Origin of the sequence: Idiomarina sp. ST20R2A10 (genome assembly GCF_051842345.1) — a bacterium.
In the GTDB taxonomy this organism is placed as follows: Bacteria; Pseudomonadota; Gammaproteobacteria; order Enterobacterales; family Alteromonadaceae; genus Idiomarina; species Idiomarina loihiensis.
This window is the reverse complement of the sequence record NZ_JBNIEY010000001.1, coordinates 651,482-677,332: the sequence shown is the minus strand read 5'-3', so window position 1 is coordinate 677,332 and position 25,851 is coordinate 651,482. Positions and strand designations below refer to the sequence as shown.

The following is a 25,851-nucleotide window of genomic DNA, read 5'->3' as shown; positions in this document are numbered from 1 at the left end:
ATGAGCAATCAGTTTATGTTTGCTGACGAAGCCAGCCAGCAAACCACAAAATTACCGACAGAATACTGGAAAATTCTGATTGTCGATGATGAACCAGAGGTGCATGCGGTAACCAAACTGGCACTCAACGACTTTAATTTTTTAGGTCGTGGCTTAAAGTTTTACAGTGCTTTTTCTGGTGAAGAGGCAAAGCAGTTAATTGATGAGCATCCTGATGCAGCTATATTACTGCTGGATGTTGTCATGGAAACCGATGATGCCGGACTGCAGGTGGCACGTTATATTCGGGAAGAAGCCGACAACCACTTTACCCGTATTATTTTGCGAACAGGGCAGCCGGGTCAGGCACCTGAACGTACCGTTATCGTTAACTACGACATCAACGACTACAAATCCAAAACCGAACTCACTGCGCAGAAACTTTTTACTGCAGTAATGTCATCGCTGCGTTCGTACCGCGATATCATGTCCATTGACCAAAGTCGTCATGGTCTTGAGAAAATCATCGCCGCTTCGGCGAATCTTTACGCTTTGCAACCAATGAACAGTTTTGTTGATGGTTTAGTTCAGCAGTTGAGCTGGGTTATCGGCGGTGCCAAACAAACCTTGTATGCTACTTCCAATGAAGACGGCTCATCCTATAAAGTGTTAGCCGCTCATGGAGAAGATTCCGGGGTTTGTGTTGGTCAGACTTTACGTTCGGTTATTCCATCAAAGGCTTTAGCCGAGTTAGAGCATGTTATTGCGAACCATGGTTCGTATTATGGTGACGACTTCGTATTGTTATACTGTCGAAGTCATTGCCGGTCGCACGGTTCTGTTTTGTTTATCGGCGGCTTATCCAGAGCACTTACGGCCGATGATCACCATGTACTTCAGCTGTTTTCTGAAAATGTACAACTGGCACAGGATAACGTGGTCTGTCTGGAAGATTCCGATCAGTTTCTGGCGCGTTTGGCCGATCAACTTATGCTACATCATGCCAGCCACTTTAATGGCATCCTGGAGCAAAACAGCGAAGTCCGGCTGGCGTACGCTGTAGCTCAAAAAGTTGCGGCAGAAGACGCTGAGACAACGGCTTTGGCCTGGTCTTTATTTGCGCAAGCGCGGCCGTTGCTTAATTGCGCTTCAGATGCGGCTGCAGCGGTAGAAACCACGTGTCAGCAACGAGTTGCCCGCTCATTACGAGCGCTGGGTCACGGTGAGCATGAAGCAACACAAAATGCGCACAGGGCACTTATTGAAAGACTGGAGCGCTGGGACGGCCTGGGTTTGCCCGAAGGTAAACAAGGCTCGGATATCGCGATAAGCACTCAGGTTCTTCTGTTGACCGAGCAGTTGCTGGATTGGTGGGAAAGTGGCATTAGTGACAGCGATATTGCGGTACGCCTGAAAGATGAACGGGGCCGCTATTATTCACCTAAGTTTCTTGATGTTGTTATAAAATCCCTGCCTGAGTTGAGAACCATTTAATTAAATTAAAAATAAGAGGTTACTGTGTACGCTGCTTTTAAACACCTGCATGTATTATTTGTGCTGATTTCGATCAGCCTTTTTTTATTCCGTTTTGTGCTTCTGCTTCTTGACTCACCTTTATTAAAAAAGAAGTGGTTGAAGATAGTCCCTCACGTTAACGATACCTTATTGTTGCTCAGTGCGGTGGGTATCATGGTGACGTTAAGCATGTACCCAATTCAGGTTCCCTGGTTAACTGATAAAGTCATAGGTGTTATTGCTTATATTGGCTTTGGTGTCTTAGCTATGAAAGGAAAAACAGCTGGTGCGCGCTGGCTTGGTTTTATTGGCGCTTGCGGCTGGATAGCCTTCCTGTTGCATGTGGCTGTGTCCAAACAAGCACTTATTGCCGGTTAAGTAAAAGGAGTACCTATGTTAGCGCCTGAGTCTGTTGTTTCGGAAACGAATGCCTTAATCACTAACGATGGGGTTGTTATTGGTTTATTGCTGACCATCCTTGGCTTTGTATTTTACACCAATAGCAGCGAGCATCCTTTTTTCAAGAAATTCTATCGCTTTGTTCCGGCTTTATTGCTTTGCTATTTCATACCGTCTTTACTGAATACGTTCGGTATTGTCGACGGAAATCAAACTGCCGTAACAGATATAGCAATGGATTATCTGTTACCCGCCTGTATGGTATTGCTTACCCTAAGTCTGGATTTAAAAGCCGTAATGGGTCTTGGGTCAAAGGCTCTTATTCTATTTTTAACCGGTACTTTTGGTATTGTCATTGGCGGGCCTATAGCCTTGTTACTGGTGTCTGCCATATTCCCTGAAATGCTTGGCGGTGCGGGCCCTGATGCTGTTTGGCGTGGCATGACAACCATTGCCGGAAGCTGGATTGGTGGCGGCGCAAACCAGGCTGCCATGAAAGAAGTTTATGAAGTCGGCGGTGATATTTTCTCAGCCATGGTGACAGTAGACATTATTGTTGCCAACTTATGGATGGCTGTACTGCTTTATATGGCAGCAAATGCTAAGAAAATTGATGCCCGCACCGGCGCTGATACATCCGCTATCGACAACATTCGTCGTAAAGTGGAGCAGTATGAAGCCGAGCATGTCAGAAACCCGAGCTTACGTGATTTAATGCTGATTCTGGCTGTTGGTTTCGGTATTGCTGGGTTAGCGCATTTGCTGGCTGACTGGATAGCTCCGGGAATAGCAACGAATTATCCTGCACTAAGTAAGTTCAGCCTGGACAGTCTGTTTTTCTGGGTCATTGTTTTAGCCACTGCTGGCGGTATTGCACTTTCTTTTACCCGGGCTCGTTCTTTGGAGGCCGCCGGGGCGTCAAAAATAGGCTCCGTTTTTGTTTATATTCTGGTGGCCAGCATTGGCCTGCATATGGACGTAACCAAAATAGTAGAGGCGCCTAAGTACTTCTTAATTGGTGCTATCTGGATGCTGATCCACGCTGGGCTTATGTTACTTGTGGCCAAACTGCTTCGTGCTCCTGTGTTTTATATGGCTGTGGGCAGTCAGGCTAATGTGGGTGGCGCAGCGTCAGCACCGGTTGTCGCTTCAGCTTTTCATCCGTCATTGGCGCCGGTTGGTGTATTATTAGCGGTAATGGGTTATGCGCTTGGAACCTATATGGCGTATTTCGCCGGACAGATTCTACGAGTTGTCGGTAGTTAACCGCGGGAGTTTATGATGATTAAAGAGTTACAGCTTGGTGACATTCAAATAGCAAATGATAAACCCTTTGTTTTATTTGGCGGGATGAATGTGCTGGAATCCCGTGATTTAGCGTTGCGAATTGCTGAGCATTACGTTGAGGTAACCAGTAGGCTTGGCATACCTTACGTGTTTAAGGCGTCGTTTGATAAAGCCAACCGGTCATCCATTCACTCTTTTCGCGGACCAGGTCTGGAAGAAGGGCTGCGCATTTTTGAAGAAGTGAAACAGCAGTTTAATGTGCCTTTAATTACCGATGTACACGAGCCGCATCAGGCCTCTCCGGTCGCTGAAGTGGTTGACGTATTGCAGTTACCGGCGTTTCTTGCCCGTCAGACTGACCTGGTGGTAGCCCTGGCTGAAACCGGGTCTATGGTTAATATTAAAAAGCCACAATTTCTTGCGCCACAGGAAATGAGGCACATTCTTAAAAAGTTTGGCGAGGCCGGTAACGAGAAGCTGATGTTGTGTGAGCGCGGCTCAAGCTTTGGCTATAACAATCTCATTGTTGATATGCTTGGTATGGACGAAATGAAGCCCATGGCGCCGGTTATTTTTGACGCAACTCACGCTTTGCAGCGTCCTGGCGGCAGAGCTGACTCTGCTGACGGACGCCGCGCGCAAGCAGCGCAGTTGGCTCGTTCTGGTATGTCGCTGGGTATTGCTGGTTTGTTTATTGAAGCGCACCCGAACCCCGATGAAGCGAAATGCGACGGTCCCTGTGCTTTACCTCTGCACGCTCTGGAGCCCTACCTTCAGCAGATGAAAGCGATTGATGATTTGGTGAAATCATTTACTCCTTTAGACACGTCTAACTAAAACTATGTCAATGCAGGCCAGCCAGTCATTGCGTCAGACTCCGCTTGATAAGCGTCAGGCTATTAAGCTATTGCTGAAAGCCATTGGCGGGCTCATTGCATTGCTTTCTATCGCCTTGCTGGCGCCCTTTGTTATGGCGGTGGTTAGTGGCGAAAAAGAGCAGTGGACTTACCTGACATTATCCAGCCTGGGTCTGGTTTTTGGTTTGGTTCTGTTTTTGCAGCCAGCGGGTGAGGCCAAACTGCGGGCACGACAAGTTTTTCTGTTGACCTCCTTATGCTGGGTTTCGGCCAGCTTATTCGCCACCTTGCCGTTTATTTTTGCTCGACCTTATCTGGACTTCTCCAGTGCCTGGTTTGAAGCTATGTCAGCCATTACAACTACCGGAGCCACCGTTATCTCGGGGCTGGACGACTTGCCCGCGAGTGTTCTGTTGTGGCGGGCTATGTTGCAATGGTTGGGCGGAATCGGAATTATCGTTATGGCTATGGCCATTTTGCCGTTTTTGCAAGTTGGCGGCATGCGCCTGTTCCAGGCTGAATCTTCCGATATGTCGGGTAAATTTATGCCGCGTTCCAGCCATATGGTTTTGGCAATAGGGCGGGTTTACCTCATTCTGACGGCTGCCGTTATTATCTTGTATTTAATTGGCGGCATGGGCAGTTTTGATGCCTTTGTGCACGGCATGACCACCATAGCGACAGCAGGCTTCTCCAACTACGATGCGTCTTTTGGGCATTTTTCTGATACACCATTTTTGGTGATAACGGGCACTATTTTTATGGTGGCAGGCGCCTTACCTTTTGTGCTCTACATTCGCTTTGTAAAAGGTGACTTTGGGCCATTGTGGAAAGATAGCCAGGTACGGGCTTTTGTTACCTTCCTTCTCATTGCTATTGCGTTGATTACCCTGGTTCAGATAGTTAAAGGACGGGAACTTGGTGATGCATTAATGCATACGGCATTTAATGTCGTGTCAGTTGTGACCACAACCGGTTACGCAACCGAAGATTACGGAAACTGGGGAAGCTGGTCATTAATGGCTTTCTTCTACTTAATGTTTATTGGCGGCTGCACCGGTTCAACTTCCGGCGGTATGAAAATTTTTCGTTTTCAGTTGTCGCAGTTGTTATTAAGAAAACAGTTCAGCCAGTTAATTCATCCTAACCTGGTCAGTGTCCAGACCTATCAGGAGCGTCGGGTAAATGACTCATTACTTGGCTCAATGGTCGCTTTTTGCTTTATGTACTTTTTGCTGATAGCGGTTATTGCATTGGGGTTATCATTATTTGAACTGGATTTTATGACGGCAATATCTGGTGCGGCTTCTGCGGTGGGCAACGTTGGACCTGGATTAGGCGACATTATTGGTCCGGCAGGAAACTTCGCAAGCCTTGACGGGGGAGCTAAACTTTTGCTGGTTTTTGCTATGCTGGCAGGCCGTCTGGAAATTATGACGGTACTTATTTTGTTCCATCGTCATTATTGGCGCCACTAAGTTCAGCCTGAAAAGGTTTACACTCTTACCAAAAATAAATTCAGCGAACACTTGCACGCTGAAACGACATGAATTAGATTAAACGCATGTTTAAATCATGCGTTTATTTATTTCATGGCAGCCCGAATTCCGACTCAAAAGAAAATACTTAATGCCGCAGAAATGCTCTTTTCCCGCGATGGATTTGAGCAAACTTCGTTACGGCAAATTACGCAGGAAGCAGGCGTTAACTTAGCTTCTGTAAACTATCACTTTGGCTCAAAAAAAGCACTTATTCAGGCCGTAATGGCGCGTTATTTGGTTGTTTTTATGCCAGTGCTGGAAGAACAGTTAAAACTGGCAGAGCAGCAGAGCGAGCTAAAAACGGAGGAGCTGTTCAAGCGCTTTAAAATACCTCTGGCAAAGTTAACCGAGGTCAATAAACACGGTCCCGATATCTTTTTAAGATTACTGGGCTTTGCTTACTCTGAAATTCAGGGCCATTTACGTAAATATACTCAGCAGGAGTTTGGTGAGGTATTACAGCATTTAATGGCTTTATTAAAGCGCGCAAATCCGCATTTGGATGAGCAACAAATGTTCTGGCGTCTACACTTTATTTTGGGAGCGGCAGTTTTTGCCCAGGTATCGGGACAAGCTTTGATTGAAATTGCGGAGGCAGAGTTCAATCAAAAAGTGGGTGCGCAGGACGTTATCGATCATTTGATCCCATTTGTTTCCGGCGGGCTGGAAGAAGCGTAAACAACCTGTCGTAAGTTTGAGATTTGACTACACTTTTATTGTGATGGTGCACTGGAGATACCCATGGAAATTTTTATTCTGTTAGTGGTTTTGGTGGTACTGGTGTTTGCAGTCGGAGATATCCGTCGCAGCCTGGTGACCAAGCCTGTTTTTGCTATTTTTAAACGCATTTTGCCACCCATGTCTGACACAGAGCGTGAGGCCATGGAAGCGGGCGATGTATGGTGGGATGGAGAACTGTTCAGTGGACGCCCGGACTGGCAGAAACTGCTGGATGTACCTGAACCTAAACTCACTGCCGAGGAACAGGCGTTTGTCGACAACCAGTTGGCTAAGCTGCTGGACATGCTGGATGATTTTAAAATTGTGCAGCAGGATCGCGATCTGCCTAAACAAGTTTGGGATTATCTGCGCAAAGAGCGCTTCTTTGCCATGATCATTGGTAAAGATTACGGCGGCCTCGATTTCACCCCGGCGGCAAACTCCTACATTGTTTCACGAATTGCCAGTCGTTCTATCAGTGCTGCAGTATCTGTTATGGTTCCAAACTCTCTGGGACCGGGCGAGTTACTAACGCATTATGGTACCAAAGAACAAAAAGACTATTGGTTACCGCGTCTGTCTGATGGCACCGACATTCCGTGTTTTGCCTTAACTGGACCGGAAGCTGGCTCAGATGCTGGTGCTATTCCGGATGAAGGTATTATTTGTAAAGGCGAGCACGAGGGTGAAGAAGTTGTTGGTATTCGTCTTAACTGGTCGAAGCGTTATATTACCTTAGCACCTTCAGCAACGGTTCTGGGTCTGGCATTTAAACTCTACGATCCGGAAGCCTTATTAGGTGATAAGAAAGAAATTGGTATTACTTGTGCGTTAATTCCGACATCGCACAAAGGCATTGAAATTGGCGACCGTCATTTTCCTCTGAACCAGGCTTTTCTAAATGGTACAACCTTTGGTAAAGACGTCTTTATTCCGCTGAAATGGATTATTGGTGGTTCAGACTACGCCGGTAAAGGCTGGCGTATGCTGGTTGAATGTTTGTCAGCAGGGCGCGGTATCTCACTGCCGGCACTGGCTGCTGCATCAGGCCACGTAACTCAGCGTATGACCGGCGCTTACGCTTATGTGCGTCAGCAGTTTGGTATGCCAATTGGTATGTTTGAAGGCGTGCAGTCATCAATGGGTAAAATTGGTGGTACCAACTACATTCTGGAATCTATGCGTCGTCTGACCATTTCGGCTTTATGCCAGGGACAGAGCCCTTCAGTAGTAACGGCCATGACCAAATACCACATGACCGAAATGGGTCGTGAAGTATTAGAGCATGCAATGGATATTCACGCTGGTAAAGGCATTCAATTAGGTCCGCATAACTATTTAGGCCACGCCTACATGGCGACACCAGTGTCTATTACGGTTGAGGGTGCAAATATTCTGACCCGTAACCTGATGATATTTGGTCAGGGCGCAACGCGTTGCCACCCCTACGTACTTAAAGAAATGAAAGCTGCGGCTAACCCGAATGAAGACGAGGGCATGCGTGAGTTTGACGGCTTGCTGATGAAGCATATCGGTTTTGCCGCAAGTAACGTCTTTGGCAGCTTATGGCTGGGTCTGAGTGGCGCACGCTTTGGCGAGTCTCCGGTGAGTGGTGAAACGGCGCATTATTACCGTAAGCTGGGTCGTATGAGTCGTGGGTTAGCTTTAGCATCAGATATTTCTATGCTGATGATGGGCGGCGATTTAAAACGTAAAGAAATGATTTCAGCCCGCTTAGGTGACATTTTAAGTCATTTGTATATGGGCTCGGCAGTACTGAAGCGCTTTGAAGACGAAGGCCGTCAGGTAGCTGATTTACCTTACGTTCATTATGCGCTGAAGCATCATTTATACAGCATTGCCGATGCGTTCTATGGCTTCTTTGATAACTTCCCGAATCGCTTTATGGCGTGGGTAATGCGTATTTTGATATTCCCACTGGGCAACCATTTCAAAAAGCCGTCTGATGAAATTTTACAGGACATCAGTGTCAGCATGATGGAGCCGGGCGTTACTCGTGACCGTCATACCTTCCTGTGCTACTGGAAAGACAGTATTGGTGATGCCACCGGGCACATGGAAAAAGCCTTTATTTCGATGCTGGAAATGAAGTCGGTTTACAAAACGCTGCGTAAAGCGCAAAAACGCGGTGAATTGTCCTCTAACCTCAATGGCAAAGAGCTTGCCGATGTGGCGCTTGAGAAAGGCTTAATCGATAAAGACACGGCTGAAAAGCTGGCTGAAACCGAAGAGCTTCGTTTAACCGCCATTGGCGTTGACAGTTTCGCTCCCGGTATTATCGAAAACAACCAGTTTTACACGGCTAAAGGTGACATAAGAAAAGCAGCGGTTAAAGACTAACCGCTGCTGCATCGGGTTCCTGCGTATAGCCTTACTGCAGGGACTCGCGCTTATCCTTCATGTTGTGAATAGGTTTAACAAAAGAGCGCGCCTGAGCGCTCTTTTTTATTTCTGCGCTGGCAGAGCTTACCGGGCAACTGCCGGTACTAATGTATGTGTTTGCGGCCGCTGTTAATGGATCTTCTGAGCTTCCCCAGTCAGCGACCAGTTGGTCTTCAACCGAACAGGTTGGTGCCAGACCATTGTAGTATTTCCCTTCACCCTCTGAGTTAACCGTTTCAAAGTTAATGGCAAAAGTGACTTTATCGCAGAGTTCGGCGGGTTGCTGGCCGACAGGCTTTCCACATGTCTGTTCGCCTATAGTGACAACTTCAATATGCGGGCTTAACGAGTTAATAATAATTTCGGAAGACGAACAACTGCTGCCGGTGGTTAGCACAAACACCCGGTCTAAATCGAGTTGCTCGACACCATCGACCAAACTAAAAGGGAGTGTCTGGTTCTGGTCGCTATTCTGCTCGTTAAAGCGGTATTGCAGAAAGGTTTTACCCAGCACATTGCTGCCGGCAGTCTGAGTAGAAATTTGATTAGCGTAACGAATTAAACCACCGCCGTTATAGCGCACATCAATGACTAAATGGTCGATGTTGTCGGCGGCAAACTGATCAAATGCCGTGTTTAAGTCTGAACCCGTGCGGTTAATGAATGAGTCCAGAGCAAAGTAACCAACTGTTTCTCCATTTTGTGTGTAAGTTTGAGACCCCATAACGGTATTGGTTTCTACTTCAACTTTACTTAAGAGTTCGGTTTCTTCACTACCGTCCGGACGTCTCCAGGTAACGCTTTTACTGACGCCACTCTCGTTGGGGCCCAATGCGTTATTAAACTCCCCATTGGCAAGTAAGTCCGCTACCGACTGCCCATCTATTTCCAATAGTTCATCGCCTCGGGCAATGCCAGCTGCAGCGGCGGGGGAGTTGTCATAAACAAAACGAATTTTTACCCGGCTTGCACTAATCTGCTCCATAGAAAAACCAAACCCAAAGTAAGTCGCACTGACAAACAGGTCATCGTATTCCTCTTCTGTAAGAATGTAGCTGTAGGTGTCCTCTGGTACTCGCAATTCCTCAAGAACCGCATAAACGTTGTCAAAGGCCTCAGGATCTAAGTTGTCCGGTAGCTGACTTGCCCAGAAGTAATCCTCTTTCATGTACTCGAAAAACTCTTCATTTTGGTATTCAGCGGAACAAAACGCGTAGTCATTTTCACCACCAGCGGAGCCACCTGAACTACCAGAACTACCAGAACTACCAGAACTGCCGCTGTCTGAGCCGCCACAGGCCGACAGTGCCAAAGTAATACCAATACATAAAAGCGATTTTTCGAGTTTCATACTACGTCTCTCTTGTTGTAATAATGTTAATTTAGCACAGCGAACGAAAAGATAAACAGGGAACATGGCGTCTTTACTGAACTCATGGCAAACTGCTGACTATTGAAAACGAAATGAGACAGCTGCTGTTATGGCACAATTAATGATAGATATTGCGGGCACAGAGCTGACCGCCGAGGACAAAAAACTTCTTGCGTCACCCGCCGTAAACGGACTAATTCTATTTACGCGAAATTTTGCCTCGCTGGAACAACTGCAGGAGTTAATACGTGAGGCACGAGCCGCTGCTGCTAAGCCGTTGCTTATTGCAGTAGACCACGAAGGTGGTCGGGTACAGCGCTTTCGTGAGGGGTTTAGCGCCATTCCGTCTATGGGCTCTTTGCAAAAAATAGAAAATGAAGATGAGCGCCAGCGTGCCGCGCGCGACTTAGGCTGGCTAATGGCAGCAGAAGTTCAGGCTGTGGGCATTGATATCAGTTTTGCCCCGGTACTGGACGTAGACGACTGCAGTGACGTTATAGGTGACCGCGCATTTTCTGCAGTGCCGTCGGAAATTTCTAAACTGGCGTCGTCGTTTATTGAAGGCATGCATGAAGCCGGTATGGCCTGCACCGGCAAGCACTTCCCTGGGCACGGTTCTGTTCAGGCCGATTCCCACATTGCCATTCCGGAAGACGACCGTACCTTAGAGCAAATTCGCGCACACGACTTAAAGCCGTTTTTGTCATTAAGCCAGAAACTAGACGGCATAATGCCGGCTCACGTTATTTACCCGCAAATAGACCCGCAGCCTGCCGGTTTCAGCGAGTTCTGGTTACAGCAAATACTGCGCAGTGAACTGCAGTTTAACGGCACCATATTTAGTGACGATTTGTCTATGCAGGGTGCTACCGTTGCCGGTGACATGCAGCAACGCGCCGTAGCCGCTCTGAACGCTGGCTGCGACATGATACTGGTGTGTAACGACAGAGCCGGAGCGGTGCAAGTATTGGACGCTGACTTACCCGCCACTGAGCCGGAAAGTGCCCAACGCGTGAACCGAATGCTAATGTCGTCGAACGCGGTGTCGCTCGAAGAGTTAAAACGCACTCAGCGCTGGGAACAAGCCCAACGCTGGCTGTAGGTTATTCGTAGCTAAGAGGGTCTTCAATGCCGTTGGCGGCGAAGGCCTCTAAGCGTTCCTGGCAGGCTCCGCATTTACCACAAGCTTTGTCGCGGCCGTTATAGCAAGTCCAGGTTTGGCTATAGTCCAGATCCATTTTAATGCCGTCGGCTAAAATCGCGTTTTTGTCTACGTCTAAATAGGGCGCATGAACCGCTACCGGTTCGTAGTTCGCCATTTTACTCACTACGTCCATTTGCCGCACAAACTCCGGCCGACAGTCCGGGTAAATAGCGTGGTCACCCGAATGCGCGCCGTAATACACCGCAGAAGCCTCTTCAGACACCGCATAACCAATGGCCAGCGACAGTAAAATCATATTGCGGTTAGGCACCACGGTGGATTTCATCGACTCTTCTTCGTAGTGGCCTTCAGGAATGTCTATGTCGTCGGTTAGCGAGCTACCCGACAGCAGCGAGTTAATAGCGGTAATGTCCACAACTTTGTGGGGTATTCCATGCTGTTTACAGACTTTAGCCGCAACTTCTAATTCTTTTACATGGCGTTGTCCGTAGTTAAACGACAGTGCCAGTACCTCGTTTCCCTCGGCCAGGGCTTTGTGCAAAACGGTAAAAGAGTCCATTCCGCCTGAATAAATAACAACGACCTTTTGCGACATGCTGTAACTCCCCGTATAATCCGCATTCACTCATGTTAACCAAAGCCATTTTAACGGAAGCTATGTCTTACCGCATCAACGAAATTTTTGAAACCTTGCAAGGCGAGGGCACCTTTACCGGGGTGCCATCTATTTTTCTGCGTTTGCAGGGTTGTCCTGTGGGCTGCCCCTGGTGCGATACCCAGCACACATGGGAAACCAACCCCAGCGACCAGGTAAGCATAGACGCATTAATGGCAAAAACCGAAGCCTCAGAAAAATGGTCAGAAATGACCGCCGAGGACATTATCGCGCGCTTTGAACAAGAAGGTTACTCCGCCAAACATGTAGTAATAACCGGCGGTGAACCCGCTATGTTTGACTTACTGCCGCTTGGCGAAGCTTTAGAAGCCAAAGGCTACCAGTTGCAAATAGAAACCAGCGGTACCTTTGAGCTAAAAGTGACCGACAGCACCTGGGTAACGGTATCGCCCAAGCTGGATATGCCCGGCGGCTATTTAGTACGCCCCGACTGCATGGCTCGCGCCAATGAAATAAAGCACCCCATAGCCATGCAAAAGCACATAGACGCGTTAGATTCCTTACTAGAACGCTGCCCACCCAAAGCAGACGCTATTATTTGCCTGCAACCCATAAGCCAGCGGCCACGCGCCACCGAGCTTGCGATGAAAACCTGCATAGCGCGCAACTGGCGTCTTTCTGTGCAGATGCATAAATATCTTAATATTGAGTAATCAGAAAAAATAGTGAGCGGATTTATTTTGATACTTTTAGTTGGACGGCTTAGCGAACGCTAAAATTTGCTGCTGGTTATTGGCATCGGCTAATTGAAGCTCACGCTGAGCTGCTATGTTAAGAGCTTCAATATAGGCTTCCTCAAATTTGATGCCTTTAGGTTTTTCAACAGCTAGCATCATGTTGTCAGGTAAAACGATTTGTTCATCTTGCAAACGGGCAAACCTATCTATCCATTGAGTTGCATGTTCGTAGGCTGCTAATGGCGTTTTGCGGTCAAACGCTATAGGTTTTATGACTTGAAGGGCGTTATGGTTATTTCTGACAAAGGGGAGCTTGAACTCACCAAGTTTCGTTTTTAACTGAGCTCGTTTGAAACCTTTTATGCTTTCGTGTTTAAACAGCTTACGAATGTTGTGCTCAAGTACATCTTCACGGTACTTCTCATTCAGGAAGTTTCTCTCAACATAATGCTCGTAGAGCTCAGTAAGTTTATTATCAATGTTATCGACGATGGCTGTGCTGACATTGCCAAAATAAACGACACCCTCACGGTGTCGTGTTAGCTCATTAAAGAGCGCTGCGGTATTTTTTCCTGGCACATTAAACGCATATTGCTGGATGCGCTTGAGCTCCGCTTCTAATAACTCTAATGTGTTGCCATAGAGCTTACCGTCAAGATCATCAAAGAATTGATTAATTCGTCCAAAACGTTTTCGGGCAAGCCTGAAGCAGAGTTTGCCTGTGTCAGGTGCGCATAACACCACACCAATGTTCGCGAACTCCTGAGTCTCAGCGAATGGCATAAATCGAACAGTTGCATACATGCACAATGTTTTCACGATATTCGCTCCCAGAAGTTGCTGTTATTAATTTGACCTAATAGTAACCGAATATGTTCCAAAAAGTCATCAGTAGGCCTCCATTCATCCGGTATCAGTGAGAAGATTGTATCGAGCTCGGTAAAACAATTTTTCGCCCTATTCTGATAAAGTTCAGCTGAAAGGCTATCGTGTTTCTGTTCCCAAGCGTACGTCCCCAAATGATGCGCTTTAAAATCATGAAACTCAAACTCATCGTCGAATGCTAAATTGTGATCTAGTGCCCAAAACTGCTTTTTAGCTACTTGGTAGAACAAGTTTGGGTTACCGCCTTTGATTGATAGGGTTCGATCGTCATTACGGATCCACAAGTCAAACAGAAACAAATCTGCGGCAAGGGTACTACCACGCTTCATCATCAACTGGTAATTAACTTCCTGCAAACCATTGATAAATTCCGAGGCAAAAACTTCGCCTTCGCCTAATGATTCCCTGGCATCTTCGTTATATTTGATGATTGATGAATCAATGTAGGCAATATTAAAGTTTGGGATGGGTAAACCAAACCGCTTCGCTAGATGAGCGCATACATACTCAGCAATTAACTGCCGACGTGTGGCTGCTTGACCTTTTACGACGTATTTTTTGCCGTTCTCGGCTATACATAGAAAAGGTCGTGTGCTGCCTTGCTCGAATGGCCTAATAATTTCCGTTATTTCGATCATGGGCGGCTTGTATCCCTTTCTACTAACCTTATAACCTCAGGTTATCGACTATATCGCCAAATCACAAACTAATATCAACTACTATTATTAGGGGGTTCGCTTATTTATTCGTCTGTCATCAGAGCAGTGCTATGTACAAATTGACGATGGTTCGAACTAAAGGTGGAGTGGGCGAGGCTCAATTACCCGAAAAGGTTAAAAGCTCATCGAGCCAGCATCCGTTATTGCAGATGCATAAATATCTTAATATTGAGTAAGACATTTGCTACTTCTGATCTGACCCTCTAAAACTCGTTCTATACTTCCTGACGTCAACGCCAATTATGGTGTTGCCTATTGCCAGGAGGGAATTATGAATACGCATTTAGCTCGGCGTTCTCGTGGTCAGGGAATGACGGAATACATCATTATTGTCGCTTTGATTGCTGTTGCTGCAATCGGAGTCTATTCACTTTTTGGTAAGTCCATACGTAACCAGGTGGCTGGACTTGCTCAAGAAATGACAGGGCAATCATCTACGCAACAGTTAAACCGAGCTCGCCAGTCGTCAAGGCGCGCAGGAACCGTGGCAAATACTGAAGTAAACCTCGGAAATTATGACGAGGCCACCGAGCAAGGCAAGAAGAAATGATTGCTTTGGCAAAATCCAATACGCGAATAAAAGGACAAACCCTGATTTTAATGGTCGGGGTTTTGTTACTCGTTTCGATGTTGCTTTTCGCTGTAACGGACATGGGAAAACACGCCCGGCGTCAATGGTACTTGCAAAGTGTTGCTGATAACGCGGCTTATAGCGCAGCTGTTGCTATGTCCCGGCAGATGAATTTTCTAGCTTTAACAAATCGTGCACTTATTGGAAACCAGGTAGCAATAGCTCAGTGGGTTGGTCTAGCGAGCTATATGTCTATGTTAGACCGGACGGCGGACAACTTAGAGACAGTAACGTCATTCATTCCTTATATCGGGCAAATAACCAGAGTGTTATCAACCATTCTCGACCGAGTCGAGGAAGCTTATCAGCAATTGGCGCGCGTCTTAATCCGTTTTCAATCGGCTGTGATACAGGGAATATCAGCGGCACAGAGACTTTTAGATGCAAGTTTCGTCTTGGAGCTACCACTTCTTATTCAAGATATCGTTTCTAAACATTCAGGAGATCTAAGTTGGGAAGCGTATCAGGGAGGTGGTGTTGTGCCATTTCCAACTCTTTGGTGGCGCAAAACAGAAGTCCGTAAAACCAGTAACGAAAGACAATCAAAAGAACTAGAAGAGTTGACACTGAAAAGTCTGGATCCCTTCAGCAAATCCAGAGGATATAACTGGATAGACGTATTCACTCATAAAATAATAAAGCGTGGAGGAACAGAATTATCAAGGAACAGAAACGGAGGCTGGGACTGGCATGCGCTGGATTCCGTTTCGCTTCACGGGCGAAAATGGTTCGTAGGAAGTTTTCGGGAGCAATTGCCATTAGGCTGGGGCGCTAAAGCACAACAGCAAAGACGTTATCATCGCTCTGGTTATGGTGCAGCCTTTCAAAGTAATTCTATGTCTTCCAGACTTGGTTTGGCGCAGATGGAGTCGTTTAATTCGAACCCACAAAAATTTAGCTATATGCGGCTAAGCAACTTTTTAAAGATGGGCATGGATACGGTGATAATAAAAGTGGGGGACAGTAACCAAGTTGCATATGCTAAAGCAAAAACGCATTTTAGTCGTCCAGACAAAATCTTCTATAGAAAAGATGATCTTTATGAAACGGATAACTTGTTTAATGCGCTCTGGGAGCCTCAGCTAACTTCAATATCTTATAAAGATAAAACAGGAATTTTAGGTCGTGATGCGCTTTAAATGTAAAGGTCAAGCTACTGTTGAGGTCATGTTATCAATTGGTATTTTGCTAGCTATTTACTTGTCGTTGTATCAAGTCCTTATACCTGCGATTAACAACAGTACCGTTAACCTTATTGAGGCTCGTAAAATTATTTGGAGCAGGGTTATGGATGTTGATCGAGCTCAATTATCGGGAGAATATCGGCTAAATAAACATACAGAAAAGTTATTTATCCCTTTAAATAGACTTCTTCCAGTAAAGCTCCAAGGGAAAAACTTAAGAGAGTTGAAGAAACTGGATAAAAAACCTTTTTATCCAATGAGTAGGTTAACAGATAGTTGGCAGGCAAGAAGCAGCGAGGAGCTATCGACTAGGCCTGCGTCTTTAGTTGTAAATAACTTACTCTCGGGAGAAATAACAGAATTAATCCAAGATGGGCTTAGCTCACTTTTTTTGGCTAAAGAGCTTAGTTCCGATTATTTAGTTTTCGGTACGATATCTCCAGATGTCGTGCCCGAGGAAGTACTTCAAAAAAAGGAATAGTTATGGATTTACCCGTAGTTTTAGAGGACTGGAGCTGGGCTGAGCAACCGATTAGTTCATCCATCAATATTGATGCTCTTTTTTTGAGAAAACCAGAAATTCCTGACTGGAAAGAGTTGAGCCAGTTTTATCCATATTGTCCCGGAGGGGAAATAATTTTTTGGCTTTGTCCCATAGAAGATACTGAATGGACGTTGTTTGAGGGAGAAAACGGACAATGGATACTAATGCCACTGACTAAGTCTCCAGGACATGAAGAATCTTTAAAGGGACCCATTACTCCAATTTCAGGATATGAAAGTAATGGAGAAAAGATATGGATTTATTTAGCTAGATATCCGCTTAAACCATTGCAAACGGCAATGATGTCTTATTACAGCCAAAAAGTAGACTCTTTTCAATCTATTGAGAAAGAAAATGATGTTTGGATATTAAAAGAAGATATGGGGCGCGTAGTTTTTTCTGAACAAGGTGAATATGTGATTTTGGCACATTATTTATGACTGGAATACTAAAGATTTATCTACATAAAAATGGAATTACTTTTCTAAAAATCTGTGGGTTTAGCTGTAACAAACTCTTAGTAGAGCTTTAATTAAGGTGCGTATATGATTGCTGATATTCCTGCAGGGTTTGATAAATGGGAATGGTCTGAAATGCCAATTTCTCAGAATGCGACGGCTACTGCTTATTTTTTACAAAGTCCTAATGTTCCAGACTGGAGTGTTATTGAAGATTTCTATTCCTACTGTCCAGCCCCTCATGGAGATTTTTGGATCTGTCCAATTGGAGAAGACAACTGGACTTTCTTCAAAGGAAATGATGGTTCATGGATTTTAAGTAAAATAATTCTTCCGTATATGGAAAAGCCTAAGCTTGACGGGCCTTTTCATGCCATTTCAAAAAACCGGAAAAATGGAAGAGAGGTCTGGGTTTATTTATCGACATTCAAATTCAAAGATATAAAAAACGTATTAAAATTAACTTACAGCCAAAAAATCGATTCTTTTCAATCGATTGAGAAACCCCATGACTTTTGGATCTTTAAAGAAGATATGGGACGCCTAATGTTCTCCGAGCAAGGTGAGTATGTGATTTTGGTTCATGTTCTATGAGAAGACAACAAAATGGCCAGGCATCGACAGAGTGGTTATTGCTCTCTCTCTTAATAATGACCATTTTATTTGTTGTTGAAGAGCAACTTTCACTCATTGACTACCTAATTGAAGTGGGTCGTGAGGCGAAAGAGTTTTATTATTTTATTTGGCGCTATTTAGTACTAATACCAGGAGGAGGATCATGAAAAAAAAGGCGAAATGGATTTTTGCCGTGATTTTTAGCTCAATAATTTCGATGGTGACGATTTTTCTAATTAATCAATATCTACAGCAAGAAACTTCCCGACGACTTCAAGAGGCGTCAGGAAATGCTGATAGTGTTGTTGTTTTTTCCAAAGATCTTAATGTCGGGGATATTTTAGAAGTAAGCGACCTCTTGGTTCGAAAATATCCGCACGAACTTATCAATGAGCATTGGTATTTGGAGAGCGCCGCTAATTTGATTATCGGTAGGAAACTGCGAAGTTCTGTTAAATCTGGTGAACCGGTTTCTGAACGCGTTCTATCGAATAATCAGAACAATGGTTTATCGGAAGTTCTGCCTAACGGTTACTACGCTATTACGGTCACTACGGACAATTTAGGCCACCACAATGCGCTGCTGAAAGTCGGAGATCTGGTCGATATTGTATTTGTCGGGGAGTCTTTTGAAAGTTCACGAGAATACGTTTCTTTTGAAGAAATCGAGGTTTTCGATATTCACGGTTTGCAGGAGGGATATGGTTCATATTCGCTGACTTTGTTGGTGGAGCCTGAGAAGGTAGCGGCATTTACAAGAGCTATTGGAAGTCCAATGTTGGTCTGGGCGAGAGGCCGTCATTTAGACCAAGCAAGTATTTGGCATCAAGATTCTAAACAAAGCAAGGTGCAACCATGGAAGGTTCAGTAAAGTTCAAACATTATCTAGTCGTGACTCTGTTATTTTTCGTCGCTATTAGTGTTCGGGCCGAGGTTAATCATAGCTCCTATCATCTTGAAGAAGGTGAGACTCGAATTATCAGTATAGAACCCGGAAGCGATATTCTTATCAGTGACGAGAGTGTTGTAGATGTTCACGTTCTCGACAATAGCCGGGCAATTCTAAGAGGGGTGGGAGTTGGCAAAGCAGATATCTGGTTTAAATCCGAAGAGGTATTAAAAGAGTTAAAGATTATGGTAACGGCTAGCCTGAAACTCTCCCTGGAGGGGCGTTTAGAAGCTATATCTGAAGCAGAACAGAGTCTTAACAAAACAGAAAAGTCAGGGCTTACAGTTTTATCGGGCAAGGTATCCAAAAGAAATTACGAAGAACTCGAGGAAATTTCCGAGAATCACGAAGAGATTTTAAATTTAACTGAATCTTTTCAGGAAGAGCCTCCTATGTTGACTTTGCGAGTCAATATTCTGGAAACCAAGCGCCAGTATCTCGAAGACCTTGGAATTAGATGGCAAGGGACAACGAGCGGCCCTACATTTTCGAGCTCTTTATCAGGTTTGTTCGAGTGGGACGCCGAAATTAATTCCCAACTGATGCTTATGCAGCGACGCGGTCTCGCCAAACTATTGGCAAATCCTGTTTTATCTACCCAAAGCGGTGAGAAGGCGACGTTTCTTGCGGGAGGAGAACTGCCTATTCCTCAAGTTGTCGCGCAGGGTATGCAGGACGTTACTTTCCGCGAATACGGTATAAGGCTTGTTATTCAGCCGGTGGTTTTAGATGACAACAGAATAAAAACGCAGCTTCATGCCGAATTAAGCAATATTGATCCTGCTGTTTCGGTTTCAGGTGTACCGGGCATACTTAGTCGTCGTACGGAATCGGTGTTTCTCTCAAATGATGGAGACACACTGGTTTTGTCTGGTCTTTTAAGTACAGATGAGTCAGCTCAGGATGACCAGATACCGGGTTTAGGTTCATTACCGATTCTGGAAAATGCTTTCAGAAGTCAGCAAAACAGAGAGCAAACCACGGAACTAATTATTATGGTTACGGCTGAGCGTATGGATACGGCTAAAGAGCGGTTGCATGATAAGCAAAAACGGTTAGCGCAAAAACACGACTGGTACCAGAAGGACTCCATTTTACAGCTAAGGGAGACATTTCGATGATATCAGTTAATTTAATTAACAGCCTCAAAGAGCATTTAGATACCAGAGATCCGCGTTTTGAGTCTATGAGTGAATGTGAGTTGAGGCGCTATGCTGAATCCTATTTAAAGGAAACTACAGGCGAGTCTGGAAAAGATATAGCAGATGCAGTAGCTGAAGTCATTGGCCTGGGGCCTATTGAGGGTCTTTTAGAAGATAATTCAGTAACTGAAATCATGGTCAATAGTTATGATCAGATCTATGTTGAGCGCTCAGGTAAGTTGAAGAAAGCGGATGAACAATTCAGTAACGAGGTTTCCCTGCGGCGAACCATCGATAAGATTGTTCTGCCTTTAGGCCGTCACGTTGATGATGCATCCCCCATGGTCGATGCTCGTCTACCAGACGGTTCTCGCGTAAACGCTGTTCTAGCTCCTTTAGCAACCAAAGGGTCGTGTCTCACTATTCGAAAGTTCACCAAGAAATCGCTAACGATCGAGAACTTGGTAGATAGTGGCTCATTAACGGAGCAAGCTGCTGAATTCTTAAGGCTTGCTGTTCGTTGTCGCCAAAATATTATTGTTTCTGGTGGAACAGGAACGGGTAAAACAACCTTATTAAATATTCTATCTCAGGAAATTCCTGAAGGTGAAAGAATTATAAGTATCGAAGACGCGGCTGAACTGCAATTAGCTCACAATAATCTGATAAGTCTTGAGGCCAGACCTAAAAATCAGGAGGGAACAGGGGCTATAAATATTCGTGAACTCGTTATCAATGCACTGCGAATGCGTCCTGATCGACTTATTGTAGGTGAGTGCCGTGGGTCGGAAGCTTTAGACATGTTACAGGCTATGAACACGGGTCATGCGGGATCTTTGAGTACCGTTCATGCGAACAGCGCTCGCGATGCTTTAAGACGTTTGGAAATTATGGTCTTGATGGGTGGAATAGAGCTTCCGATTTCTGCGTTACGACAGCAAATAGCCAGTGCTGTTAATATTGTGGTTCAGATAGCGCGTCTTTCTGATGGCCGAAGAGCCGTGATTAGTATCAGTGAAGTTACGGGGATAGACGATAATGTTTTACAGCTGTCACCACTATTTGAAAGAAGCAATACGACTCAATCATTAATAAGTAGTATGACATTATGTAAGTTCGCAGATGAGCAAGGGGACGATATTCGTCAAGAGGTCTGGGAGTCACTTATGGGAGATGGATTATGTTCATCTTCGGATTAGCCCTCTTAATCGTTTGCAGCGGACTTTGCTGGCTATGGATCTTTTCGCATTTAACACCAAAGCGATATCGACAACTTGAAGACAAACTGACGCTATCAACGGTACGCTCTTTAGAAGAATTTTTCTTGAGAATGCCGGTAACAATTTTGGTCAGAAGTTATCTGGTAGTCACACTCTTATCGCCTCTAATCGTATGGTTTTATGTTAATAGAACCTGGGCAGTAGCGACGTTTATTCTGACTTTGTTGGCTCCTCCATTTGTTTATCGTCATCTTAAAAAGCAACGTTACATAAAAATTGAAAAACAGTTGCCCGGTATGTTGATCGGGCTTAGTAACCAGTTAAGAAGTGGTACGAGTGTCGGAGCAGCTTTGAAGAATTTAAAAGGAACGTTATTAGCTCCTTTAGGACAAGAGGTGGACGAGCTATTGAGACAGGAAAAAGTGGGTAAACCCTTAACAGATTGCCTGGAAGACTGGCAGCGGAGAGTTCCTGTTTTCTCCATTAAACTCGTGGTTCAATCTTTAGTTCTAGGTTTGAAAAGTGGAGGGCAACAGTCGGATTTATTTCTAAGGTTGGCTGACAACCTCCAACAACAGCAGCACATTAAAGAGCGGCAGATAACGCTGACTTCACAAGCCAGAATGCAGGCTAAAATTCTCGTTATGATGCCGGTTGGATTGTATTTTCTTTTAAGTTGGATGAAACCAGAACATACAGCGCTTTTCACTGAGTCACGGGTTGGTATTTTTATGCTTATAGTGGCTCTTATATTGATGATTATTGGTGGATGGATGGTTAAGCGAATTATGCATCCGGAAGATGAAAAATGATTATAGTTGCTGTCTTAACATTTCTCGCGACTCTTAGCTTTTCGCTTTTAGTCCTCGCGTTCTGGCAAATACTGGGGCTTGGGCAAAAGCTTGATTATGCAGTGTCAAAAATGTGGTCGGTTTTACCGGAAAATGTCAAAAGATGGACTGTTCGTTATCTGGAAGTAGATTTTCTAAAAGGAGCCGCGCGATCATTTTTCTTCTGGGTTTTTATGGCATGTGTATCTGTCTCTATTTCCCTGCTTTCCGGGGTTTGGCTTTTAAGTATTGCTTATGTTCTCTTACTACTAATGGTAATAAATAAGAGAAGACAGTTAGCTCTAAAAAACAATAAAGCGATAGTTCGCCAACTTCCTGATTTTTGTGATCTAACTTCTATGATGATTGCTTCAGGTATTCCGTTAATTTCCGCTTTAGAAAAGGTATCTGCGTCGTGCAGCGATCTTCTGCTGGCGCGGGAGATCACATCGATGCTCAGTCGGTTGCGACGAGGGACAAGTTTTGCTCAGTCAATGTATGAACTATCTGAACGGTATGACGCGAAGCAGATCCATGAGTGGAGTTCGATGCTAATAAAAGGATATCAGCAAGGAACTAGCCTAACCAAGTCGTTAAGGTTTTATGCTAACCAATTAAGACAGGATCTACTAAACTCAGCGGAGAAGAGAGCGCAAGAAGCGCCCGTAAAGCTCCTTTTTCCACTAGTAACTTGTTTTTTTCCCGTAAACTTTCTGGTTATTCTCGGGCCAGTTATTGTTCAAATAAGCCAAGGAGGGTTTGGATGACGAGTGAGAAAGAAATTATTGCATGGCCCAAGGTGAAGGCCATGAAAAAGTTTCATCAAAGGTTAATTGGCATGCTGGGCGAGCAGCAACCAACGCCAGAGATGGCCTTTTGGTTTCCATTTTGTAGGTCAATACACACTTGGGGAATGAAAGAGCCAATTGATGTTGTGGCCCTCGACAAAGGAAATCAAATTATAGAGGTTCGTCGATTCATTTGTCCCAATGAAATCGCTCGCTTTAAAGGAGCTCACGGATTAATTGAAATGGCTGCTGGAAACTTTTGGCCTTTAGAAAAATGGGTTGGAAAGAGATTAAAGTTTATAAACAAGCATGGAGAGCTAAATGAAAACAAGCATTTTGATTGCTGTATTGCTATTGAGCTTAATTAATCAAGGCTGTAGCGCGACAGTAGAAGAGAGGCAAGTTAAGGAACAGAGCCTGGATACCGCCATTAACTGGTATAAAAATGGCGATCTCTTATCAGCGGAACAGCATTTGCAATGGTTACACCGTAAGGGGTTAGGGACGGATAAAAGTTGGGCGCTACTCGGTAACATTTACTTTAGACAGTATCGTTTTAAAGCTAGCGAATCAGCTTACGGGCAATCTCTGAGACTTAATTCTTCTGATCGGAATGTGTGGTTCAATCTGGCATTACTTAATTTACGTCAGACCACCAACATTCTTATGGATGCCCGGGTTGAGCTGGATACTTTTGACGGAGAGCTCGAAAGGCTGCTCAATCAACTATTGAAACTTCAACAGGCACGCCTGAATGACGCACCTGAAGTTCCAACTAACGCACCGAATGCTTCATTATCCGAGCCTTCTGGCGTTGCCAGTCGCGCTCTTTAATGGTGTCGCGCTTATCGTGTGACTTTTTACCCTGGGCTAAAAATATTTCCAGTTTTGCCCATGGGCCTTTCCAGTACATGGTTGTGGCAACAATGGAATAGCCCTCACGCTCTGAGGCGCCAATAAGCTTATCCAGCTCGCGGCGCTTCAGCAGCAGTTTACGGCTGCGGTCTGGCTCGCAATAAACATGGCTTGAGGCTTGGTTAAGAGGCTGAATTTCGGCACCCAAAAGGTAAGCCTCGCCATTTTTAATAATGACGTAGCTGTCGCTAATGTTGACCTTGCCAGCCCGTATGCTCTTAATTTCCCAGCCTTGCAAACTAACACCTGCCTCGAACTTGTCTTCAAGGAAGTATTCATGCCGCGCTTTTTTATTACGAGCTATGGTATTGGATGATTGTTGTGGTTTCTTTTTACTCATAGCCCCATTATACCTATGCGCACTGAAAAGAAAATTGCTTTAAGGGCTTCAAAGCGCTTCTGGTTGCGTTATTATTGCGCAGTTGATTTTAGTCGTAGGTAAAAAAATGCCGAGTATCGAGAAAAGTGCTTTAGTTTCGTACAGCGCCAAACAAATGTTCGACCTCGTTAACCACGTTGAAGCTTACCCGGAGTTTGTGCCCGGATGTGCTGCTGCGCGGGTGCTGGAGTCGTCCAGCCAACAAAAAGTGGCTGCGTTAGACATAAGCAAGGCGGGTATCAGCAAAACCTTTACCACCCGTAATACGCTGCACGAACCCGAACGTATAGATATGGGCCTGGTAGACGGGCCATTTAAAAAGTTAACCGGTGGCTGGGTATTTACGCCACTGGCCGACGACGCCTGCAAAGTTGAGCTTAAGCTGGACTTTGAGTTTTCCAGTCGCTTGCTGGGCATGGCCTTTGGTAAAATATTTAAAGAAGTGACTTCTCGTATGGTCGATGCCTTTGTGAAAAGGGCGGAGCAGGTGTATGGAAACCAGCATGGGCAATAAATTAACTATTGAAGTGGCTTACGCTACCCCTGACAAGCAAGTGCTGTTAACCGTGCATCCGCAAGAGGGCGCAACGGTGGAAGAGTGCATACGCATGTCGGACGTGTTCGAGCAGTTTCCGGAAATTGATCTTGAACAGCAAAAAGTGGGTATCTGGAATAAGACGGTGAAGTTAAATGCACAACCGCGAGACGGGGACCGCATTGAAATTTATCGTCCGTTAATTGCCGATCCAAAAGCCGTACGCAAACGTCGTGCGGAAGAAGCCAAACAGTCCGGCCGGGCTAATCGGGTTACCGGTGGCCGACCTGACACAAATCGCCGAACGCAGGCCGAGGAGTCTAAGCCAGAATGAAGCTGTATATCATGCGTCATGGTGAAGCAAACTACCCACAGGGCAGTTATTCCGATCGCGAGCGCCGTTTAACCACCAACGGTGAACACGAAGTTATAACCACGGCGAAATGGCTAATAGACAAGCAACCGAAAGTTGACTGTGTTTATGTCAGCCCTTATATACGCGCTCAGCAAACGGCTTCTATCTTATTGTCGCATCTGAAAACCGGGCAGAAGCAAAATTGCGATGACATTACGCCCGATGGTCATGCTGGTTCAGTTGTCAGTTGGCTTGCTGCGGAAATTCAGCAGCACGGCTATGAGAGTGTGGTGTTGGTGTCGCACATGCCGCTAGTGAGTTATTTAGTGCATGAGCTGGATGCCAGCGTGCAGCCTCCTATTTTTCCGACAGCGGGTATTGCGGTTGTCGACTTCTCGCCGGAAACTTTGCGCGGTAAATTTCAGCAACTGTTAATAGCGGAGCGGTGTGCGGGCTAATTACTAGCTCGCAACTTTTAACAGCACCAATAACGACGCTGCGCCGCCCCATTCCAGCGGAGCCTGATGAAACGCCCTTACATGAGGGTGCTGTACTAACCAATGCGGCAGTTGTTGTTTTAACTTACCACTGCCGTGCCCGTGCATAATGCAGCAACAGTCTATGTGTTCGCGCTCACATGCCAGTAATAATGCTGCTAACTCCTGGCGTGCCGTGGCTAATGTCATGCCGTGTAAGTCCAGTAGTAACTCGGGCGTGTAGTCTCCCCGGCGTAACTGCTTAACCAAATATCCAGACTCACCCTCCGCAGCAAAACGAACCGGGCCGTCGGCAAAGTAGGCTTCAAAATCATCGGAAAAATAATGACTGGCCGAGCGACTGGCGTCGGCAATTTGCTGGGCGCTGGGGTCTTGCGATAGTTGTCGGCGCTGCCGTAATTCAGCAATTTTTGGTGGTTCCGGCGGCAGTTTGTCCTGCTTTATACGGGCAGCACCTTTTGCGGCTTCACGAAAAAGCTCGATATCGTCTTCAGAAAGTGATGATGACTGACGTTTGTTTACGACCATGATTGATGAAAACCGCGCTGAATTAAGGTATCTTTAAGGCATTAAGTTTACTCAGTATAAAACATTCAGTGGTCGGGAGACAGCCT

At 45.4% G+C, this 25,851-nt stretch carries 31 protein-coding genes; 25 read left to right on the top strand and 6 right to left on the bottom strand.

Annotated features, from left to right (window positions below):
• From ACP7H9_RS03360 to ACP7H9_RS03330, 7 genes are all read left to right on the top strand, one after another.
• On the top strand, positions 1-1,473 hold the full coding sequence (locus ACP7H9_RS03360; protein ID WP_110012591.1) for a DUF3369 domain-containing protein: 1,473 nt from the start codon (positions 1-3) through the stop codon (positions 1,471-1,473).
• Positions 1,474-1,497: 24 nt separating this feature from the next.
• Positions 1,498-1,872 carry a SirB2 family protein gene (locus ACP7H9_RS03355; protein ID WP_011234173.1) on the top strand — a complete coding sequence of 125 codons (375 nt, stop codon included), beginning with the start codon at positions 1,498-1,500 and terminating at the stop codon, positions 1,870-1,872.
• Between the two features lie 15 nt (positions 1,873-1,887).
• Positions 1,888-3,159 carry a DUF819 family protein gene (locus ACP7H9_RS03350; RefSeq protein WP_114981524.1) on the top strand — a complete coding sequence of 424 codons (1,272 nt, stop codon included), beginning with the start codon at positions 1,888-1,890 and terminating at the stop codon, positions 3,157-3,159.
• 15 nt (positions 3,160-3,174) lie between these two features.
• Positions 3,175-4,017: a 3-deoxy-8-phosphooctulonate synthase gene (gene kdsA / locus ACP7H9_RS03345; protein ID WP_439222208.1), complete on the top strand. Its 843-nt coding sequence runs from the start codon at positions 3,175-3,177 to the stop codon at positions 4,015-4,017.
• A 4-nt stretch (positions 4,018-4,021) separates the two neighbouring features.
• The gene (locus tag ACP7H9_RS03340; protein ID WP_439222167.1) at positions 4,022-5,515 is read left to right on the top strand and encodes a TrkH family potassium uptake protein; all 1,494 of its coding nucleotides are present in this window, start codon (positions 4,022-4,024) and stop codon (positions 5,513-5,515) included.
• A gap of 114 nt (positions 5,516-5,629) precedes the next feature.
• Entirely contained in the window at positions 5,630-6,256 is a 627-nt protein-coding gene (locus tag ACP7H9_RS03335; RefSeq protein ID WP_011234169.1) for a TetR/AcrR family transcriptional regulator, read from the top strand.
• A 63-nt stretch (positions 6,257-6,319) separates the two neighbouring features.
• Entirely contained in the window at positions 6,320-8,659 is a 2,340-nt protein-coding gene (locus ACP7H9_RS03330) for an acyl-CoA dehydrogenase (RefSeq protein ID WP_110012587.1), read from the top strand.
• A 31-nt stretch (positions 8,660-8,690) separates the two neighbouring features.
• Here the strand turns inward: ACP7H9_RS03330 and ACP7H9_RS03325 are convergent, their stop codons facing one another.
• Positions 8,691-10,052 (bottom strand): S41 family peptidase, encoded by a 1,362-nt coding sequence (locus tag ACP7H9_RS03325; RefSeq protein WP_114981522.1) that lies wholly within the window; start codon positions 10,050-10,052, stop codon positions 8,691-8,693.
• 130 nt (positions 10,053-10,182) lie between these two features.
• Here ACP7H9_RS03325 and nagZ point away from each other — a divergent pair, with 130 nt between their 5' ends.
• Positions 10,183-11,175 carry a beta-N-acetylhexosaminidase gene (gene nagZ / locus ACP7H9_RS03320; RefSeq protein WP_114981521.1) on the top strand — a complete coding sequence of 331 codons (993 nt, stop codon included), beginning with the start codon at positions 10,183-10,185 and terminating at the stop codon, positions 11,173-11,175.
• A gap of 1 nt (position 11,176) precedes the next feature.
• Here nagZ and queC read toward each other — a convergent pair whose 3' ends face one another.
• A complete protein-coding gene (gene queC, locus ACP7H9_RS03315) occupies positions 11,177-11,833 on the bottom strand; it encodes a 7-cyano-7-deazaguanine synthase QueC (RefSeq protein WP_114981520.1) in 657 nt (218 codons plus the stop codon).
• A 32-nt stretch (positions 11,834-11,865) separates the two neighbouring features.
• Between queC and queE the strand changes: the two genes are divergently transcribed.
• Entirely contained in the window at positions 11,866-12,567 is a 702-nt protein-coding gene (gene queE / locus ACP7H9_RS03310; protein WP_227016306.1) for a 7-carboxy-7-deazaguanine synthase QueE, read from the top strand.
• Between the two features lie 36 nt (positions 12,568-12,603).
• Here queE and ACP7H9_RS03305 read toward each other — a convergent pair whose 3' ends face one another.
• Both ACP7H9_RS03305 and ACP7H9_RS03300 read right to left on the bottom strand, forming a co-directional pair.
• Positions 12,604-13,410, bottom strand: a complete 807-nt coding sequence (locus ACP7H9_RS03305) for a DUF3037 domain-containing protein (protein WP_114981519.1) — start codon at positions 13,408-13,410, stop codon at positions 12,604-12,606.
• Positions 13,407-14,114, bottom strand: coding sequence for a HipA family kinase (locus tag ACP7H9_RS03300; RefSeq protein ID WP_181813903.1), 708 nt, complete (start codon positions 14,112-14,114; stop codon positions 13,407-13,409). Before ACP7H9_RS03300 ends, ACP7H9_RS03305 begins: the two co-directional genes overlap by 4 nt.
• A gap of 352 nt (positions 14,115-14,466) precedes the next feature.
• Here ACP7H9_RS03300 and ACP7H9_RS03295 point away from each other — a divergent pair, with 352 nt between their 5' ends.
• The 13 genes from ACP7H9_RS03295 to ACP7H9_RS03235 all read left to right on the top strand — a co-directional run bounded on the left by ACP7H9_RS03295 (position 14,467) and on the right by ACP7H9_RS03235 (position 23,390).
• The gene (locus ACP7H9_RS03295; RefSeq protein ID WP_011234161.1) at positions 14,467-14,745 is read left to right on the top strand and encodes a Flp family type IVb pilin; all 279 of its coding nucleotides are present in this window, start codon (positions 14,467-14,469) and stop codon (positions 14,743-14,745) included.
• Positions 14,742-15,965, top strand: coding sequence for a TadE/TadG family type IV pilus assembly protein (locus ACP7H9_RS03290; protein ID WP_114981518.1), 1,224 nt, complete (start codon positions 14,742-14,744; stop codon positions 15,963-15,965). The genes ACP7H9_RS03295 and ACP7H9_RS03290 overlap by 4 nt, the downstream gene beginning before the upstream one ends.
• A complete protein-coding gene (locus tag ACP7H9_RS03285) occupies positions 15,955-16,491 on the top strand; it encodes a hypothetical protein (RefSeq protein ID WP_016341304.1) in 537 nt (178 codons plus the stop codon). Before ACP7H9_RS03290 ends, ACP7H9_RS03285 begins: the two co-directional genes overlap by 11 nt.
• Before the next feature lie 2 nt (positions 16,492-16,493).
• The gene (locus ACP7H9_RS03280) at positions 16,494-16,994 is read left to right on the top strand and encodes a hypothetical protein (protein WP_011234158.1); all 501 of its coding nucleotides are present in this window, start codon (positions 16,494-16,496) and stop codon (positions 16,992-16,994) included.
• Positions 16,995-17,099: 105 nt separating this feature from the next.
• The gene (locus ACP7H9_RS03275; protein WP_114981517.1) at positions 17,100-17,606 is read left to right on the top strand and encodes a hypothetical protein; all 507 of its coding nucleotides are present in this window, start codon (positions 17,100-17,102) and stop codon (positions 17,604-17,606) included.
• A complete protein-coding gene (locus ACP7H9_RS03270) occupies positions 17,603-17,794 on the top strand; it encodes a hypothetical protein (protein ID WP_016341303.1) in 192 nt (63 codons plus the stop codon). Before ACP7H9_RS03275 ends, ACP7H9_RS03270 begins: the two co-directional genes overlap by 4 nt.
• The gene (gene cpaB / locus ACP7H9_RS03265; RefSeq protein ID WP_114981516.1) at positions 17,791-18,498 is read left to right on the top strand and encodes a Flp pilus assembly protein CpaB; all 708 of its coding nucleotides are present in this window, start codon (positions 17,791-17,793) and stop codon (positions 18,496-18,498) included. Before ACP7H9_RS03270 ends, cpaB begins: the two co-directional genes overlap by 4 nt.
• Entirely contained in the window at positions 18,483-19,697 is a 1,215-nt protein-coding gene (locus tag ACP7H9_RS03260; RefSeq protein ID WP_114981515.1) for a type II and III secretion system protein family protein, read from the top strand. Before cpaB ends, ACP7H9_RS03260 begins: the two co-directional genes overlap by 16 nt.
• A complete protein-coding gene (locus tag ACP7H9_RS03255) occupies positions 19,694-20,917 on the top strand; it encodes a CpaF family protein (protein ID WP_114981514.1) in 1,224 nt (407 codons plus the stop codon). Before ACP7H9_RS03260 ends, ACP7H9_RS03255 begins: the two co-directional genes overlap by 4 nt.
• The gene (locus ACP7H9_RS03250; RefSeq protein ID WP_114981513.1) at positions 20,899-21,750 is read left to right on the top strand and encodes a type II secretion system F family protein; all 852 of its coding nucleotides are present in this window, start codon (positions 20,899-20,901) and stop codon (positions 21,748-21,750) included. The genes ACP7H9_RS03255 and ACP7H9_RS03250 overlap by 19 nt, the downstream gene beginning before the upstream one ends.
• Positions 21,747-22,535 carry a type II secretion system F family protein gene (locus tag ACP7H9_RS03245; RefSeq protein ID WP_114981512.1) on the top strand — a complete coding sequence of 263 codons (789 nt, stop codon included), beginning with the start codon at positions 21,747-21,749 and terminating at the stop codon, positions 22,533-22,535. Before ACP7H9_RS03250 ends, ACP7H9_RS03245 begins: the two co-directional genes overlap by 4 nt.
• Positions 22,532-22,924: a DUF192 domain-containing protein gene (locus ACP7H9_RS03240; RefSeq protein WP_011234151.1), complete on the top strand. Its 393-nt coding sequence runs from the start codon at positions 22,532-22,534 to the stop codon at positions 22,922-22,924. The genes ACP7H9_RS03245 and ACP7H9_RS03240 overlap by 4 nt, the downstream gene beginning before the upstream one ends.
• A complete protein-coding gene (locus ACP7H9_RS03235) occupies positions 22,878-23,390 on the top strand; it encodes a hypothetical protein (RefSeq protein WP_133493646.1) in 513 nt (170 codons plus the stop codon). Before ACP7H9_RS03240 ends, ACP7H9_RS03235 begins: the two co-directional genes overlap by 47 nt.
• Here ACP7H9_RS03235 and smpB read toward each other — a convergent pair.
• Positions 23,332-23,811 carry an SsrA-binding protein SmpB gene (gene smpB / locus ACP7H9_RS03230; RefSeq protein ID WP_034820895.1) on the bottom strand — a complete coding sequence of 160 codons (480 nt, stop codon included), beginning with the start codon at positions 23,809-23,811 and terminating at the stop codon, positions 23,332-23,334. The genes ACP7H9_RS03235 and smpB overlap by 59 nt on opposite strands.
• A gap of 106 nt (positions 23,812-23,917) precedes the next feature.
• On the opposite strand from smpB, the gene ACP7H9_RS03225 reads away from it, so the two are divergent.
• From ACP7H9_RS03225 to sixA, 3 genes are read left to right on the top strand one after another with little or no spacing between them, the layout of a single operon-like run.
• Complete coding sequence (locus tag ACP7H9_RS03225; protein ID WP_114981511.1) at positions 23,918-24,364, top strand: type II toxin-antitoxin system RatA family toxin; 447 nt, start codon at positions 23,918-23,920, stop codon at positions 24,362-24,364.
• Positions 24,342-24,719, top strand: a complete 378-nt coding sequence (locus ACP7H9_RS03220) for an RnfH family protein (RefSeq protein ID WP_114981510.1) — start codon at positions 24,342-24,344, stop codon at positions 24,717-24,719. The genes ACP7H9_RS03225 and ACP7H9_RS03220 overlap by 23 nt, the downstream gene beginning before the upstream one ends.
• Positions 24,716-25,198, top strand: coding sequence for a phosphohistidine phosphatase SixA (sixA, locus tag ACP7H9_RS03215; RefSeq protein ID WP_114981509.1), 483 nt, complete (start codon positions 24,716-24,718; stop codon positions 25,196-25,198). The genes ACP7H9_RS03220 and sixA overlap by 4 nt, the downstream gene beginning before the upstream one ends.
• Positions 25,199-25,201: 3 nt before the next feature.
• Here sixA and smrB read toward each other — a convergent pair whose 3' ends face one another.
• Positions 25,202-25,765, bottom strand: a complete 564-nt coding sequence (smrB, locus tag ACP7H9_RS03210; protein WP_114981508.1) for an endonuclease SmrB — start codon at positions 25,763-25,765, stop codon at positions 25,202-25,204.
• Positions 25,766-25,851: the final 86 nt, after the last annotated feature.